Annotated in this window: 22 protein-coding genes; 12 read left to right on the top strand and 10 right to left on the bottom strand. The window is 67.8% G+C overall.

Translation table 11 applies throughout. The features are described 5' to 3' along the window. Positions 1–106 precede the first annotated feature (106 nt). The gene (locus ACFPOB_RS15085; protein ID WP_377799238.1) at positions 107–703 is read right to left on the bottom strand and encodes a histidine phosphatase family protein; all 597 of its coding nucleotides are present in this window, start codon (positions 701–703) and stop codon (positions 107–109) included. A gap of 144 nt (positions 704–847) precedes the next feature. Here ACFPOB_RS15085 and folP point away from each other — a divergent pair, with 144 nt between their 5' ends. Genes folP through folK form a run of 3 tightly spaced genes read left to right on the top strand, consistent with a single transcriptional unit; the run spans position 848 to position 2,567 of the window. Continuing rightward, positions 848–1,681 (top strand): dihydropteroate synthase, encoded by an 834-nt coding sequence (gene folP, locus ACFPOB_RS15080; RefSeq protein WP_377799237.1) that lies wholly within the window; start codon positions 848–850, stop codon positions 1,679–1,681. Beyond that, positions 1,678–2,046 carry a dihydroneopterin aldolase gene (folB, locus tag ACFPOB_RS15075; protein WP_377799236.1) on the top strand — a complete coding sequence of 123 codons (369 nt, stop codon included), beginning with the start codon at positions 1,678–1,680 and terminating at the stop codon, positions 2,044–2,046. Before folP ends, folB begins: the two co-directional genes overlap by 4 nt. After that, positions 2,043–2,567 (top strand): 2-amino-4-hydroxy-6-hydroxymethyldihydropteridine diphosphokinase, encoded by a 525-nt coding sequence (gene folK, locus ACFPOB_RS15070; RefSeq protein WP_377799235.1) that lies wholly within the window; start codon positions 2,043–2,045, stop codon positions 2,565–2,567. Before folB ends, folK begins: the two co-directional genes overlap by 4 nt. Before the next feature lie 4 nt (positions 2,568–2,571). On the opposite strand, the gene fabI is transcribed toward folK, so the two are convergent. The 3 genes from fabI to ACFPOB_RS15055 all read right to left on the bottom strand — a co-directional run bounded on the left by fabI (position 2,572) and on the right by ACFPOB_RS15055 (position 5,048). After that, a complete protein-coding gene (fabI, locus tag ACFPOB_RS15065) occupies positions 2,572–3,411 on the bottom strand; it encodes an enoyl-ACP reductase FabI (protein ID WP_377799234.1) in 840 nt (279 codons plus the stop codon). Positions 3,412–3,515: 104 nt separating this feature from the next. Then, a complete protein-coding gene (locus tag ACFPOB_RS15060; protein WP_377799233.1) occupies positions 3,516–4,436 on the bottom strand; it encodes a DnaJ C-terminal domain-containing protein in 921 nt (306 codons plus the stop codon). Between the two features lie 84 nt (positions 4,437–4,520). After that, a complete protein-coding gene (locus ACFPOB_RS15055) occupies positions 4,521–5,048 on the bottom strand; it encodes an RT0821/Lpp0805 family surface protein (RefSeq protein ID WP_377799232.1) in 528 nt (175 codons plus the stop codon). Between the two features lie 74 nt (positions 5,049–5,122). Between ACFPOB_RS15055 and pdxH the strand changes: the two genes are divergently transcribed. The 5 genes from pdxH to ACFPOB_RS15030 all read left to right on the top strand — a co-directional run bounded on the left by pdxH (position 5,123) and on the right by ACFPOB_RS15030 (position 8,001). Further along, positions 5,123–5,725 (top strand): pyridoxamine 5'-phosphate oxidase, encoded by a 603-nt coding sequence (gene pdxH, locus ACFPOB_RS15050; RefSeq protein WP_377799231.1) that lies wholly within the window; start codon positions 5,123–5,125, stop codon positions 5,723–5,725. Positions 5,726–5,793: 68 nt separating this feature from the next. Next, positions 5,794–6,516, top strand: a complete 723-nt coding sequence (locus ACFPOB_RS15045; RefSeq protein WP_092155856.1) for an SDR family NAD(P)-dependent oxidoreductase — start codon at positions 5,794–5,796, stop codon at positions 6,514–6,516. After that, on the top strand, positions 6,513–6,992 hold the full coding sequence (locus tag ACFPOB_RS15040) for an NUDIX hydrolase (RefSeq protein WP_377799230.1): 480 nt from the start codon (positions 6,513–6,515) through the stop codon (positions 6,990–6,992). The genes ACFPOB_RS15045 and ACFPOB_RS15040 overlap by 4 nt, the downstream gene beginning before the upstream one ends. Beyond that, positions 6,992–7,441: a TIGR02301 family protein gene (locus tag ACFPOB_RS15035; RefSeq protein WP_377799229.1), complete on the top strand. Its 450-nt coding sequence runs from the start codon at positions 6,992–6,994 to the stop codon at positions 7,439–7,441. The genes ACFPOB_RS15040 and ACFPOB_RS15035 overlap by 1 nt, the downstream gene beginning before the upstream one ends. A gap of 290 nt (positions 7,442–7,731) precedes the next feature. Next, positions 7,732–8,001, top strand: coding sequence for a hypothetical protein (locus tag ACFPOB_RS15030; RefSeq protein WP_175506688.1), 270 nt, complete (start codon positions 7,732–7,734; stop codon positions 7,999–8,001). Here the strand turns inward: ACFPOB_RS15030 and ACFPOB_RS15025 are convergent, their stop codons facing one another. Continuing rightward, positions 8,002–8,349: a winged helix-turn-helix transcriptional regulator gene (locus ACFPOB_RS15025; RefSeq protein ID WP_377799228.1), complete on the bottom strand. Its 348-nt coding sequence runs from the start codon at positions 8,347–8,349 to the stop codon at positions 8,002–8,004. Between the two features lie 183 nt (positions 8,350–8,532). Here ACFPOB_RS15025 and ACFPOB_RS15020 point away from each other — a divergent pair, with 183 nt between their 5' ends. Next, positions 8,533–8,961: a GFA family protein gene (locus ACFPOB_RS15020; RefSeq protein ID WP_377799227.1), complete on the top strand. Its 429-nt coding sequence runs from the start codon at positions 8,533–8,535 to the stop codon at positions 8,959–8,961. 12 nt (positions 8,962–8,973) lie between these two features. Here the strand turns inward: ACFPOB_RS15020 and ACFPOB_RS15015 are convergent, their stop codons facing one another. The 4 genes from ACFPOB_RS15015 to ACFPOB_RS15000 form a co-directional block, all read right to left on the bottom strand. Further along, a complete protein-coding gene (locus ACFPOB_RS15015; RefSeq protein WP_377799226.1) occupies positions 8,974–10,248 on the bottom strand; it encodes an RNA polymerase sigma factor in 1,275 nt (424 codons plus the stop codon). A 42-nt stretch (positions 10,249–10,290) separates the two neighbouring features. Next, positions 10,291–10,716 carry a YciI family protein gene (locus ACFPOB_RS15010; protein WP_377799225.1) on the bottom strand — a complete coding sequence of 142 codons (426 nt, stop codon included), beginning with the start codon at positions 10,714–10,716 and terminating at the stop codon, positions 10,291–10,293. Between the two features lie 80 nt (positions 10,717–10,796). After that, the gene (locus tag ACFPOB_RS15005) at positions 10,797–11,219 is read right to left on the bottom strand and encodes a YciI family protein (protein ID WP_377799224.1); all 423 of its coding nucleotides are present in this window, start codon (positions 11,217–11,219) and stop codon (positions 10,797–10,799) included. Between the two features lie 115 nt (positions 11,220–11,334). Then, on the bottom strand, positions 11,335–11,997 hold the full coding sequence (locus ACFPOB_RS15000; protein WP_377799223.1) for a dihydrofolate reductase family protein: 663 nt from the start codon (positions 11,995–11,997) through the stop codon (positions 11,335–11,337). Positions 11,998–12,283: 286 nt separating this feature from the next. Between ACFPOB_RS15000 and ygfZ the strand changes: the two genes are divergently transcribed. Genes ygfZ through ACFPOB_RS14985 form a run of 3 tightly spaced genes read left to right on the top strand, consistent with a single transcriptional unit; the run spans position 12,284 to position 14,405 of the window. After that, positions 12,284–13,171: a CAF17-like 4Fe-4S cluster assembly/insertion protein YgfZ gene (gene ygfZ, locus ACFPOB_RS14995; RefSeq protein ID WP_377799222.1), complete on the top strand. Its 888-nt coding sequence runs from the start codon at positions 12,284–12,286 to the stop codon at positions 13,169–13,171. Further along, a complete protein-coding gene (locus ACFPOB_RS14990) occupies positions 13,168–13,803 on the top strand; it encodes a DNA-3-methyladenine glycosylase I (protein WP_377799221.1) in 636 nt (211 codons plus the stop codon). Before ygfZ ends, ACFPOB_RS14990 begins: the two co-directional genes overlap by 4 nt. Then, positions 13,803–14,405 (top strand): YfbR-like 5'-deoxynucleotidase, encoded by a 603-nt coding sequence (locus ACFPOB_RS14985; protein ID WP_377799220.1) that lies wholly within the window; start codon positions 13,803–13,805, stop codon positions 14,403–14,405. The genes ACFPOB_RS14990 and ACFPOB_RS14985 overlap by 1 nt, the downstream gene beginning before the upstream one ends. Positions 14,406–14,513: 108 nt before the next feature. Here the strand turns inward: ACFPOB_RS14985 and ACFPOB_RS14980 are convergent, their stop codons facing one another. Continuing rightward, on the bottom strand, positions 14,514–14,801 hold the full coding sequence (locus ACFPOB_RS14980) for an SH3 domain-containing protein (protein ID WP_377799219.1): 288 nt from the start codon (positions 14,799–14,801) through the stop codon (positions 14,514–14,516). Between the last annotated feature and the right edge of the window lie 17 nt (positions 14,802–14,818).

Genomic DNA, 14,818 nt, shown 5'->3' with positions numbered 1-14,818 from the left:
GCTCGCCTGCCGGCTGTTCCTGCGCAGATGTGACTGAACCGGGGCTGAACGGCAAGCGCGAAGGTGAGGCTCGGTTAAGCGCCCAGCCGCTTCGGGCGCCAGGCGGTCACATCCAAGTCGCCTTGTCGCCCTCGACCACCAGGATCTTGCCCTGCCAGATCTCGACGCGCGCCGCGTCCGCCGTGCCGACGGCGCCGATCAGCGCCAGCACCGCCCGCGCCACGCCGCCATGGCTGACCATCACCGTGTCCGGCGCCAATGCTTCCAGCACCGGCCGGATGCGCTCGGCCAGCATGCGATAGCTCTCGCCGGCTGGCGGCACGAACCCCCATTTGTCGCTTTCGCGGGCGCGGGCAAGCTCGCGCTCACGGCTGCGGATCTCGCGCCAGGTGAAGCCTTCCCAGTCGCCGAAGGTCAGCTCGCGCAGACGCTCGTCGATGCGGAAATCGTCCGGCGGCAGATCGAGCTCGCGGCGCAGGATCGTCATGGTCTCCCGCGCCCGCTCCATCGGCGAGCAGAGATAGTCCACGCTCGCGTAATCCGGCGTCAGCGCCTTGAGCCGGCGGGCCGCCTCCTCAGCCTGCATGCGACCGAGCGCGTTGAGCGGAATATCCTTCCCGCCCTGCAGACGCCCCTCGCGATTCCAGTCGGTCTCGCCATGGCGGACGAGGAAGAGGCGACCGGGAATCGTCAGCGGAATCATGCTTCGCCTCATGCACGCTGCCGACAGCAAGGTCAAAGCGGCGAAAGCGCCGCAGGACCCTGCTCACTGCCTCGTGAGCTTTGTGGTGGCCGCGTCCCGCAGCCCTGTGTAAGAGGCAGGCAATCGCATCGACATGATCGCCGCATGACCGCCACGCTGACATTGCCGGATGGCCGCAAGCTCGACCTCGGCGGAAGGCCCCTGCTGATGGGCGTGGTCAACGTCACCCCGGATTCCTTTTCCGATGGCGGTCTTTTCGCCGATCCCGCCGTGGCGGTCGCGCATGGGCTGACGCTGGCGCGGCAGGGCGCCGACATCGTCGATGTCGGCGGCGAGTCGACACGGCCGGACCATACCCGCCTCGATGCGGCAAGCGAGCTCGCCCGGGTCATGCCGGTGATCGCCGGCATCGCCGCGCAGAGCGACGTTCCGATCTCGATCGACACCTACAAGGCCGGAGTCGCCGACGCCGCGCTCAAGGCCGGCGCCTCGATCGTCAACGATGTCTGGGGCGCGCAGCGCGAACCCGCCATCGCCGGCGTCGCGGCGCGCCATGGTGCCCCCATCGTCCTGATGCACAACCGCGAAGAGGTCGATTCCGGGCTCGATATCCTGGCCGAGGTCCTGCGCTTCCTCGAACGCTCGATCGCGATCGCCATCGAAGCTGGCGTGCCGCGCAGCCAGATCGTCGTCGATCCCGGCATCGGCCGCTTCGGCAAGACCGCCGAGCAGTCTCTCTTGTTGATGAAGGAGCTTCGCCGCCTCGGCGAGCTCGGCTGCCCGGTCCTACTCGGCGCCTCGCGCAAATCGGTGCTCGGCCACGTCATCGGCAAGACGGTCCCGGCTCGGCGCGTCGCCGCCAGCATCGCCGCGCACCTTTACGGCGTCACACAGGGCGCCGCCATCATCCGCGCCCATGACGTCGACGAGCATGTCGACGCCTTGAAAATCTGGGCAGCGATCGGAGCAGCACGATGAGCGCGACCGGGCAGATCTTCATCGAGGCGCTCGACCTCTACGCCTATCACGGCCATTTCGCCGAGGAGGGACGGCTCGGCCAGCGCTTCTCGATGGACCTCGTCCTCGACTGCGACCTGCGCGCCTCCTCGCTCAGCGACGACATCGCCGACACCGTCGATTATGGCGAGGTCGTCGGCCTGGCCACGCGCACCTTCTCGGGCAAGCGCTTCAAGCTGCTGGAAGCGGCGGCGCGGGCGCTGGCCGAGGCGATCCTGGCGGAATATCCCGCCGTGACCAAGGTCGCGGTCACGCTGCGCAAGCCCGCCCCGCCCATTCCGGGCCGCATGGATTCGGTCGGGGTCAAGCTGGACTTCACGCGGTGAAGGTCGAGGCGACCCTCGGCTTCGGCGGCAATCTCGGCGATCCCGTGGCGGCCTTCGCTGCGGCCCTGTCGCGGCTGCGCGCGCACGCCGCCGTCGAGGTCAAGGCCGTGTCCTCGGTCTGGCGCACAGCGCCCTGGGGCAAGCTCGACCAGCCGGAATTCCGCAACATGGCGGCGCTGATCGAGACCACGCTTCCGGCCGAGGACCTGCTCGCGCTCTGCCTCGCCATCGAGCGCGAGAGCGGCCGCGAGCGACGCGAACGCTGGGGACCACGCACGCTCGACATCGACATCCTGACCTATGGCGACGTGACGATCGATCGGCCCGGCCTGCAGGTCCCGCATCCGCGCATCGCCGAGCGCGGCTTCGTGCTGGCGCCGCTGGCGGAGATTGCGCCGGCGATCATGATAGGGGAACGCAGCGTCGCTGAACTCTTCGCGGCGATCGCCAGCGATGACATCAGCCGCGATGCCGAAGGCACGACGCGGCTGGAAGGCATGCTGGCAGTTCAGCCGGGCTGAACCCTCACTCGCCCTTGTCGAGCGAGATGTCCGGCGCGGTCGGCACCTTCATGCCGACGACATGGTAGCCGGCGTCGACATGCATGATCTCGCCGGTGATGCCGCGCGACATGTCGGAAACCAGGAACACCGCGGTCTCGCCGACCTCCTCGATGGTGACTGTGCGGCGCAGCGGCGAATTGTACTCGTTCCACTTCAGGATGTAGCGAAAATCGCCGATGCCCGAGGCCGCCAGCGTCTTGATCGGCCCGGCCGAGATCGCGTTGACGCGGATTTTCTGCGGGCCGAGATCGGCGGCGAGATACTGCACGCTCGATTCCAGCGCGGCCTTGGCGACGCCCATGACGTTGTAGTGCGGCATCCACTTTTCGGCGCCGTAATAGGTCAGCGTCAGCAGCGAGCCGCCATCCGGCATCAGCTTCTCGGCGCGCTGGGTGATCGCCGTGAAGGAATAGCAGGAGATCAGCAGCGACTTCGAGAAATTGGCCTCGGTCGTGTCGACATAGCGGCCGGTGAGCTCGTCTTTGTCGGAGAAGGCGATGCAGTGGACGACGAAGTCGAGCTTGCCCCAGAGCTTCTCGATCTCAGCGAAGACCGCATCGATCGTCGCCCCGTCGGTGACGTCGCAATGGCCGACGACATGGCCGCCAAGCTGCTGCGCCAGCGGCTCGACCCGCTTCTTCAGCGCATCGCCCTGATAGGTGAAGGCAAGCTCGGCGCCGGCATCCGCCGCCGCCTTGGCAATGCCCCAGGCTATCGAGCGGTTGTTTGCGACGCCCATGACGAGACCGCGCTTGCCCCGGAGCAGGTTGGCGGTCGGGGCGGCGCTGTTGGATTCGGGCATCTGGGACCTTCGAACTGGACGAGCCGGCGAGTAGAACGGAGCGTCTCATAGCCGAGGCGGTCGCAGGGTGGAAGCGTCCTTTGCCGAATTCCTGTTCAGCCGGTTCAGCCCGCCCGCGCCTTCATCAGCGCCGTCAGCTCGGCGTCCTCGGTCGGCATCTCGATATCGATCGAGACGAAGAGGTCGCCGTGCTCGCCCTTCTTGGCGCCGGGCAGCCCCTTGCCGCGCAGGCGGAACTGGCGGGCCGTGCCGGTCATCGCCGGCACGTTCATCTCGACTGTGCCCGACAGCGTCGGCACATGGATCGGCCCGCCCAGCACCGCCGTCGACAGCGGCACCGCGACGCGCGCGCGCAGGTTGACGCCGTCGACGGTGAAGCGGGAATCGGGCTTCACCTTGATGGTCATCAGCACGTCGCCGGTCTCGCCGGTGAGCGGATGGGTCTGGCCAAGGCCGCGCAGGCGCATGACCTTGCCGTCGGCGACGCCCTCGGGGATCGTCACCTCGACCTCGCGTCCGCCAGGCAGCTTCACCCGGCGCGTGCCGCCATTGACCGCCTCGGCCAGGCCGACTTCCAAGGTGAAGCTCTGCTCCGGCGGCTTCTGCGGCTGGTTCTGCCGGCCGCGGCCACCGCCGCGCCGGGCGGCGTCGCCGAAGAGCGAGCCGAAGATGTCGGCCGGATCGAAGCCGGGATCGCCGCCGCGCCCGAACGGCGCCCCGCCGCCGTCGAAATGGAACTCGAAGCCGCCGTGCTGGGCGCCGCGGCGCCCGGCGCCCATGCCCTCGAAACCGGAAAAGCGCGGCTTGCCCTCGGCGTCGATCTCGCCGCGGTCGAACTGCTTGCGCTTGTCGGGATCCCCGATGACCTCGTAGGCGCTGTTCAGCTCGGAGAATTTCTCTTGCGCCTTCGGATCGCCCTGGTTGCGGTCGGGGTGCAAGTCCTTGGCGCGGCGGCGATAAGCCTTCTTGATCTCGGCCTCGTCGGCCGATTTCGCCACGCCCAGAACCTGATACGGATCACGCATTCAAACACACCCTCGGAAGCTTCGTATTCCGCCGTAGCGGAACCGCCTCCTACATGGGAAGACTGTGGCGCAGTTGCAACAGCCTCAGGCCGCGCCTTTCCAGGGTTTTACGTCCTTGACCGCCCATTCGCCACCCGACGGCCGGCAGGCCGTGCCCTGCAGCTTGACCGGGCCGGTCTGCAGGTTCATCGAGGCCAGGAAGGCGCGGCAGATCTCGTCCGATTTCAGGAACGGCCCGCCAACCGGGGTGAACGTCCCCTTCATGCCGCTCTGGGCGTTGTCCCAGGAGACGGGCGCGCCATTGCCCTGCGGATCGAGCGCCAGCGCCATCGCGCCTTCCGCCCGGCGCCAGTCCTCGGTGCCGAGATCGGGCGCGAGCGCGACGAGCGGACTCTTGCCTTCGACGGCGCGCGCCGGCAGCACCGAGGCAGTCGTCATCGCGACCTCGTCCTCGCCCTTGCCCGACAGGCCCATGATCGGGAAGGAGATCGAACAGCCGGCCGACCCCAGCGCCAGCAGGACGAGGCCTACGAGCGATGTCCCGCGTGCAAGGGGACTGCGCTCATGCGGCCTCTGGCTCCGCTCGCCGCGGGGCTTATATATGACTGCCAACTCAAATCGCATTACGGATCGCGCTCGCCCGACGCTTCCTGAACCTACCGAGGATTAAGCACGTGAATGCGTTAATGAGCGGTGACTTCACCGAAGCGAGCGAGCCCTTCGCCCTGTTCGAAAGCTGGCTGGAGGAGGCCAAGGCCTCCGAGCCCAACGACCCCAACGGCATGGCGCTCTCGACGGTGGACGCCGACGGCATGCCCAATTCGCGCATGGTCCTGCTGAACGGCCGTGGGCCCGACGGCTTCGTCTTCTACACCAACACGCAGAGCCAGAAGGGCGAGGAGCTCGCCGGCCAGCCCAAGGCGGCGGCGCTGTTCCACTGGAAGAGCCTGCGCCGGCAGGTCCGCATCCGCGGGCCAGTCAGCCGCGTCAGCGACGCCGAGGCCGACGCTTATTTCCAGTCGCGCCCGCGCGACAGCCGCATCGGCGCCTGGGCCTCGCAGCAGTCGCGGCCGCTCGAGAGCCGGTTCGCCCTTGAGAAGGCGGTCGCGAGCTATGCGCTGAAATTCGGCGTCGGCGAGGTGCCGCGCCCGCCGCACTGGACCGGCTTCCGCATCGCCCCGGTTTATATGGAATTCTGGCGCGACGGCGCCTTCCGCCTGCATGACCGCATCGTCTTCCGCCGCGCCGCGCCCGGCGACGCCTGGACGAAGACCCGGCTCTATCCCTGAGGATCGCCCCTTCCATGGCCATGCCCAAATTCGACTTTCCGAAGACCGAGCCGGGCAAGCGCCCGGTCATGCTGCTCACCGGTGCCAGCCGCGGCATCGGCCATGCCACGGTGATGCAGTTCGCCATGGCCGGCTGGCGTATCCTGTCCTGCTCGCGCCAGGCCTTCTCCGAAAAATGCCCCTGGCCGTCGGGCGCCGACGACCATGTCCAGATCGATCTCGGCGACCCCGAGGACACGATGCGCGGCATCGCCGAGATCAAGAAGCGCCTCGCCGCCGAGGGCGGCAAGCTCAACGCGCTGGTCAACAATGCCGGCATCTCGCCGAAAGGGCCGAAAGGCGGACGCCTCGGCGCCGCGACGACCTCGTTCAACGACTGGCACCAGGTCTTCCAGGTCAATTTCTTCGCGCCGATCATGCTGGCGCGCGGCCTGCTGGACGAGTTGACCGCAGCGCAGGGTGCGATCGTCAACGTCACCTCGATCGCCGGCTCGCGCGTCCACCCCTTCGCAGGCGCCGCCTATGCGACCTCGAAGGCGGCGCTCGCCAGCCTGACCCGCGAGATGGCCGCCGATTTCGGGCCGCTCGGCATCCGCGTCAATGCGATCTCGCCGGGCGAGATCGACACCGCCATCCTCTCCCCCGGCACCGAGAAGATCGTCGAGAAGCTACCGATGCAGCGCCTGGGCAAGACCGAGGAGGTCGCCAAAGCGATCTATTTCCTCTGCACCGACGCCTCGAGCTACGTCACCGGCGCCGAGCTCCACATCAATGGCGGGCAGCACGTTTGAGCGAACAGGACAACGGCCAGATCATCCGTTTCCCGAACCCCGCCCGCGCCCTGGCGCGCCCGGTGCTGGCCGCCTCGGTCGCCGTCTTCCGTGACGGTAAGGTGCTCTTGGCGACGCGGACGAAGCCGCCGGCCGACCAACTCTGGTCGCTGCCCGGTGGCAAGGTCGAGGCCGGCGAGAGCCTGGAAGCGGCTGCGTTGCGCGAGCTCAATGAAGAGGTCGGCGTCAGCGCGCGGATCATCGGCTTCAATCGCCATGTCGAGATCGTCGGCCGCGATCCCAAGGGGGCGGTGACCCATCATTTCGTCATCGCCTCCTTCGTCGGTGAGTGGCTGTCCGGCGAGCCGCGGCCCGGCCCTGAGGCCGGCGCGGTGATGTGGGCCGATCCGCTCAAGCTTGGTGGCCTGCCGACGACGCGCGAACTTGGCGACGTGCTGCGTCGCGCGGCGGCCATCTTCGCGGATGATGCTCGCTGATGAGGGGACGCGCGCTCGCAGCCCTCATTCTTGCGGCACTGATTGCGAGCCCCGAGGCGCCACAAGCGCAGACGCGACGACCAGCCCAGCCGCAACAACAGCAGCAACGTCCGGCGGAACCTCCGCCGCCGGAACCCGAATCATCCGCCCCGCCCTATGAGCCGCAATTGCTGCAGCTTGCCGAGATCATCGGCTCGCTCGCCTATCTGCGCACCCTCTGCGAGACTCGCGAAGCCCAGGATTGGCGCGAGCGCATGGCGGCGCTGCTCGACTCGGAGGGCCGCTCGCCGCAGCGACGCGAGCGACTGGCGAGCGCCTATAATCGTGGCTTCCGTGCCTATTCGGCGACGCACCGCACCTGCAGCGACGGTACGCAGGAGGCTTCGGCCCGGCTGGCCCAGGAGGGCGAGAAGCTGGCGAAGGCGCTCGCAAGTCGCTTCGGCGGCTAGGAGATCGCAGTGCAAGGCGATGTCAGTTTTCGGGACAATCCGATGCATGAGCGGCGGGAAGCACTGCCGTTCTGCGCGGAATGGCGGGTGCCGCGCTCCAATTTCGGCACGGACCTGCGCCATCATTAGGCAGAATTGTCCCCTACGAATTAACCTTTCTTAAAGACCATGATGGCGCCCGCCGGCTGCGGGCCGTATCCTTAGGCTGCAAATCACTGGAATGGTCGTGGGTTCTCGCCCGCCCCGTTCCGTCCGACAGGTTCCTTTACACGCCGGATACCGCTGCCTTCATGTCCGCTCTCTCCGACGACCTGCCGCTCGACCCGACCCTCGCCGAGGACGTCAAGGACGCCCGGCACGTCGCCTACAGCTATGTCGAGGACGCCTTTGCCGAGGCGCGCCAGGACGGGCTCGATTCCGACGCGCTCGCCCACGCCGCCCTGTTCGCGGCGATGCGCACGCTGGTCGAGACCTATGGCGAGGAGGCGACGGCCGTCTTCGCCGAGGCCCTCCCCGAGAAGATCCGCTGCGGCAGCTTCACCACCGGCACCCGGCACTGATCATTCGGCCGCAACGGGGAGTCCGCCGCGCCCGGAATGGGCGAGCCCCCATAGCGCCAGAGTATGCGCCGCCTCGTTGAGCGCGGTCCCGGCCGGCGTCAGCGAATACTCGACCCGCAGCACCGCCTCGTCGAAGGCCTCGCGCCTGACGACGCCGTCGCGTTCCATCTCGCGCAATTGCTCAAAGAGCACCTTCTCGCTGATGCGCGGCAGACGCCGGCGCAATTCGCCGAAGCGCAGCGCCCGCTCATGCAGTTCCCACAGGATCGCCGACTTCCAGCTCCCGCCGATCACCGACAGCGCCTGGCCGAGACCGCATTCGTCCGGCAGATTGACCCTGATAGCCATTCAATGTCCTTTGGCCGCTTACATTCACGTAAGTAATTGAATTTCTATAACAAAGCTTCGAAGTACCTGGCCCGCACGGCATCGGCGCGACCGGAGCCGTAACCTTTCGAATCGCGCACGTGAGCGACGGCTGAGGCACGCCCTTCTAGCCGGCCCGGTCGCGCGCCCTGTCAGGAGACCAGCTTGCCCCTCACCACGACAACAGAGACTGAAGCCCCCGCCCAACGCACTGCTAATTGCGGCTGCCGGCGGCTCTCCCTCACCGTCTCCGGCGAGCCGCGCCGCGTCTATCTCTGCGCCTGCAGCCAATGCCAGCGCGCCACCGGCTCGGCCTTCGCCTGGCGCGCCATCTTCCCGGACAGCGCGATCGTCGCGATCGAGGGCGAGAGCTCCGTCTGGCGCCGCAGCAGCGATGCCGGCCGCTGGAACGAGCAGGTCTTCTGCCCCGGCTGCGGCGGCCTCGTCTTCATGCGGGCGGAGGCGCTGACGGGCGCGATCTCGGTCTCGGTCGGCAGCTTCGCCAATCCCGCCTTCCCGCCGCCCGTCGCGATCCATAACCGCTCGCACCGACCCGATTGGTATTGCCTCGCCGAAGAGGTCGCGGGCGCGTGAGCTGCCGCGGGTTCAGGCGACTGCCTGGGCCCTTCGCGCCGTCTCCGCGCGGCCCAACAGCAGCTCGCGCTCGCGCCGGTTCCTCGTCATGCCGGCGGCGCGGATGAATTCCGCTTCCGCCTCGCCATGCCGGCCGAGCTTGAGCAGGAAGTCGGCGCGTACGCTTGGCAGCAGGTGGTAGTTCTTCAGCGCCGGTGCTGAGGCGAGCGCATCGACCAGCACCAGCCCTGCCGCCGGCCCATCCGCCATCGAGACAGCAACGGCGCGATTGAGCTCGATCACCGGCGAAGGCGTCAGCGCACCGAGCGCGCCATAAAGCGAGGCGATCCTGCGCCAATCGGTCTCGTCGGCGACATTGGCGCGGGCATGGCAGGCGGCGAGTTCGGCCTGCAGGACATAGGGGCTCGGCGCGACGGAAAGCCTGCGCGCCGTCTCCAGCGCCTTGAGGCCATGATTGATCAGCAGCCGGTCCCAGCGCGCCCGGTTCTGGTCGAGCAGCAATACCGGCGCTCCATCGGCACCGATCCGGGCCCGCAGGCGCGAGGCCTGCAGCTCCATCAAGGCGACGAGGCCGTGCACCTCCGGCTCCTGCGGCGCGAGCCCGGCAAGGATGCGCCCGAGTCGCATCGCCTCCTGGCACAGGGCCGGCCGGACCCAGTCCTCGCCGGCGGTCGCGGTATAGCCCTCGTTGAAGATCAGGTAGACCACCTCGAGCACCGAGGCGAGGCGGTTCGCCAGCTCGGGGCCATGCGGCACGTCGTAAGGCACCTTCGCCTCGGCCAGCGCCTTCTTCGCCCGCACCAGGCGCTGCGCCATGGTCGGCTCCGGCACCAGGAAGGCGCGGGCGATCTCCTCGGTGGTGAGGCCGCCGATCAGCCGCAAGGTCAGTGCGAGGCGCGCCTCGACCGAGAGGACGGGATGGCAGGCGGTGAAGATCAGGCGCAGCAGGTCGTCGCCGAGTTCGTCGTCGAGCGCCTCCTCGATCTCGGCGATCGGATCGGTCTCCTCGTCGAGGTCGCGGCCGATCTCCTCATGCTTGCGCTTCAGCATCTTGGCGCGCCGGAGGCCGTCGAGCGCGCGATGCTTGGCGGCCTGCATCAGCCAGGCGCCGGGATTGCGCGGCACGCCCTCGTCCGGCCATTGCTGGAGCGCGGCGACCAGCGCGTCCTGCGCCAGTTCCTCGGCCCGGCCGACGTCGCGGGTGACGCGGGCGAGGCCCGCGATCAATCTCGGGGCCTCGATCCTAAAGACCGCCTCGATGGCGCGGTGTGCATCGCTTGCCGTCATGGCCTGCGATACACACCATCAGCATGGCGGCTGGCAAGCGGCTCAGGCGTTGTCGCCGACTTCCTTCTTCAGACGCTTCCAGGCCGCATCGGCCTCGGGCGAGACCGCATCGCCGAAATCGGCGAGGTCGACGACCGGGCGAATCTCGATCTCGGACGGGCCGGGCATCGGATTGGGGCAGCGCTTGACCCAGGCGATCGCCTCGTCGAGCGATTTGCACTCCCAGAGCCAGTAGCCGGCGACCAGTTCCTTGGTCTCGGCGAACGGCCCGTCGACGACCGAGCGCTTCTCGCCGTCGAACTGCACGCGCGCGCCCTTCGCGCTCGGCTGCAGGCCGTCGCCGCCCTTCATGATGCCGGCTTTCACCAGCTCTTCATTGTAGGCCATCATCGCGTCGACCAGCTCCTTGGTCGGCGGGGCGCCGGCTTCGCTGTCCTTGGTCGCCTTGACCATCACCATGAAACGCATCGGTCTTCTCCGTTGTCTGGAGCGGTGCAGGTCCTCGCCTGCCACCCTCCGGGATGAATGGGATCTGAAGCTTTGTTCGATCAGCCGGCGCGCTTGGCCGACTCGGCGCGCAGGCGCTCTTCCTGCTCGCGCAGCTCCGGCGTCATCGCCTCGCCGAAATCCTCCATCTCGAAGATCGGCCGCAGCTCGATCTCGGTGCCGCCGTCGAAGGGCGCGCGCTTCAGCCATTCGACCGCTTCGTCGAAGGAACGGACCTGCCAGATCCAGAAGCCGGCCAGCAGCTCCTTGGTCTCGGCGAAAGGTCCGTCGGTGATCGCCCGCCCCGACCCCGAGAAGCGCATGCGCAGCCCCTTGGAGCTTGGATGCAGTCCCTCGCCCGCCAGCATCACGCCGGCCTTCACCAGTTCCTCGTTATAAGCGCCCATCCTGGTGAGGATGTCCTCGCTCGGCATCACGCCGGCTTCGCTGTCCTTGTCGGCCTTGACCAGAACCATCACACGCATCGGTTTTCTCCTGTCTGTCTTGGTTGATTTCGCTTCGGCATGGACGGGAGAATTCCCGCCCTCTGTCTTCACGTCGAACGAGGCAGGCCCCGATCGACAGGCGTCCGAAATTTTTTCAGCCCCTGGCCGCATATTTTTCGCGGCGGGCGATTTCGGCGGCGCTAGGCTCGGCGAACTCGAAGGAGCCGGTGGTGACTTCGCCCTCGCGGCGATAGGTCGCCATGAGCACGCCGGTGCTGGAGGCGCTGCTCTCGGTGAGCTTGAACGCCGCCGGCATTGCGCCAGGGCCGAACAGGCGCTTGCCCTTGCCGAGCACGACCGGGAAGGTCAGCAGCGTGATCTCGTCGATCAGGTCCTTGGCCAGCAGCGCCTGGATCAGTTCGCTCGAGCCCTGCAACAGGAGCGTGGGGCCATCCTGCCGCTTCAGCGCCGCGACTTCCGCGGCAGGATCGCCGCGCAGCGCGACGCTGTTCTGCCAGCTCAGCGTCTGCGGCTCCGAGGTCGCGACATATTTGGTGATGGCGTTGAACTTGACCGCGATCGGATCGTCGCCGGCATAGGGCCAGTGCGCCGCGAAGATGTCGTAGGTCCGGCGGCCGAGCAGCAGGTCGAACTCCTCGGTGAAGGCCTTGTCCATCACCTTGCCCATCGCCTCGTCCCAGTAGTGGAAGGTCCAGCCGCCATGGCTGAAGCCGCCCTGCGGGTCCTCGTGCGGGCCGCCCGGCGCCTGCATGACGCCATCGAGCGACACGAAGGTGGCAGCAACGACTTGTCTCATCTGACTTCTCCCGACCTCGCGGGAGCATCGTCCCGCATCGCGTCTTTCGAAGCTCAGGCGGGCGCCGCAATGATCTACGGCCGTCCGCTGCTTCTTACCGACACGTCGAACGGAGAAACGCCGGATCGACAGGTCCTCGAAAAAATTTTCAGCGGACGGCCGCGCGGCGTACGGCACCCGTTTCCTGTCTCCCGGGCTGCACCGGTTGAGCCTTTGGCCGAAGCACCCTAACTATCGGGGCGAACGGCGCCCGCGCCGAAGCAGCGATCGCTCAGAGAGCCCCGCCATGCCGGCAACCAGACTGGTCGACCGCGGCGTCATCCGCGTCAGCGGCGACGACGCCCGCGACTTCCTCGACAACATCGTTACCAACGCGATGGAGACCGTCACGCCCGAACGCGCCGGATATGGCGGGCTGCTGACACCGCAAGGCAAGATCATCGGCGATTTTCTGGTCGTCGCCGTGCCGGACGCGGAAGGCGGCGGCTTCCTGCTCGACACGCCCTTGCTCCAGATCCCCGACCTGATGAAGAAGCTGAAGCTCTACAAGCTGCGCGCCAAGGTCACGCTCGACGATCTCAGCGAGCGAGCGACGGTAATCGCCGCGACCGATGGCGGCAGGCTGCCGGCCGATGCCGGGCTGGTCCATGCCGATCCGCGCCTCCCCGAGCTCGGCGAGCGCGCCATCGTCGACCGCGAGGGCGCCGACGAGCTCGTCGATGCGTCGATGGACGACTACCACGCTCGCCGCATCGGCCTCGGCATTCCCGATGGCGGGCGCGATTTCCTCTATGGCGACACCTTCCCGCACGAGGCGCTGTTCGACCAGCTCGGCGGCGTCTCCTTCAGGAAGGGCTGCTATATCGGCCAGGAGGTGGTCTCGCGCATGCAGCATCGCGGCACCGCGCGCTCGCGCATCGTGCCGATCGTCTTCCGCGACGGGGTCATTCCGGAGGACGGCGTCGAGGCCGGCGCCGGCGGCAAGACGCTCGGCCGTGTCGGCTCCTGCGCCAACGGCCGCGGCCTTGCGCTGCTCCGACTCGACCGGGTGGCGGATGCGCTCGCCGCCGGTCACACGCTCGATGCCGGCGGCCTTGCCTTCACGCTTGGCCAAAAACCATCCTTCATCCGCTTCCCTTATCCGGGTGAGCCTGAATTCGGAGCTGCGGCATGACCGGCGTCACCGGCGGACGGGCGGCGGTCGAGGGACCCGACGGCAGATATCGCTGCATCTGGCCGGGGAGCGACCCGCTCTATCTGACCTATCACGACACCGAGTGGGGCGTGCCGGAATATGATTCCCGCGCGCTCTGGGAAAAGCTGATGCTCGACGGCTTCCAGGCCGGCCTGTCCTGGATCACCATCCTGCGCAAGCGCGACGCCTTCCGCGCCGGCTTTGCCGGCTTCGAGCCGGAGGCCGTCGCCCGCTTCGGCGAGGCCGATGTCCAAAGGCTGCTGGCCGATGCCGGCATCGTGCGCCACCGCGGCAAGATCGAGGGCACAATCCGCAATGCGCAGGCCTATCTCAGGCTGAGCGAAAAGGGCCCCTTCGCCGACTTCCTCTGGAAGCATCTCGACGGACGCGTAATCCAGAACGCCTTCCGCACCCATGAGCAGGTTCCGGCCGAGACCGCCGTCTCCAAGGCGATTTCCAAGGAACTCAAGGCCGCCGGCTTCACCTTCTGCGGCCCGACCATCGTCTACGCGGTGATGCAGGCTTGCGGCATGGTCAACGACCACCTCACCGGCTGCTTCCGCTGGCAGGAATGCGCGGCGCTCGCCCGCGACACGCGCCCCGCCGCCTGATGGTGAAGCCGCCTGTCCCGCCGCGCGCCTGGCAGCGCATGCTGTCGGGCCGGCGGCTCGACCTGCTCGATCCCTCGCCGCTCGATGTCGAGATCGAGGACATCGCCCATGGCCTCGCCCGCGTCGCCCGCTGGAACGGCCAGACCCGCGGCGCGCATTCCTTCTCGGTCGCGCAGCACAGCCTCCTGGTCGAGGCGATCGCCGGGCATCTCAACCCGGAGTGGCCGCGCGACTGGCGGCTGATGGCGCTCCTGCACGATGCACCGGAATACGTCATCGGCGACATGATCTCGCCGTTCAAGGCGGTGATGGGCGATGCCTATAAGGGCGTCGAGCTGCGCCTGCTGGCGGCGATCCATTTGCGCTTCGGGCTCCCGGCCGCGACGCCGGCGATCGTCAAGCGCAAGACCAAGGAGGCCGACAAGATCTCGGCCTTCCTCGAGGCAACCGAGCTCGCCGGCTTCGAGCGCGAGGAAGCCCTGCGCTTCTTCGGGCGGCCTCAGGCTTTGCCGCGCGAGGTGCTGGCGCTGATCGAGCCGCAGGCGACGGAGCAGGCGCAGGGGGCGTTTCTGAAGCGGTTTGCGGAGCTGGCCGAGCGGTAGTGCCATACGTCATTCTCGGCCGGAGCGCAGCGAAGAGCCGAGAATCTCAGGACGAGAAAGCACTGGTTTTCGAGATGCTCGGGTCAAGCCCGAGCATGACGCCCTTGCTCAATAACAGGACACGAATTCCCGGTAGACCCACCCCACCACATGGTTGCGGCCACGCGGGCTGATCAGGGCCCAGGCCCGGCCGCGCTCGTCGGACGAGGTGTTGATCACCCTGATGCCGACGCCGTTGCTGACGCGGCCGATGATCTCGCCATTGGGCGTCTCGCGGATGTTGAGCGGAGTGCCCGTCGGATCGGTGACGGCGCAGCGGTTCTGGGCGAAGGCCGGCGCGGCCGTGAGGCAAGTGGCGAGTGCGGCGGCGAGCAGGCCGAGGCGGGTGGCGGTCATGAACAATTCCCCCTGAT

Source organism: Allobosea eneae (assembly GCF_042657265.1).
In the GTDB taxonomy this organism is placed as follows: Bacteria; Pseudomonadota; Alphaproteobacteria; order Rhizobiales; family Beijerinckiaceae; genus Allobosea; species Allobosea eneae.
The sequence above is the reverse complement of the archived record's forward strand: the minus strand, read 5'-3'. Positions and strand labels throughout refer to the sequence as shown.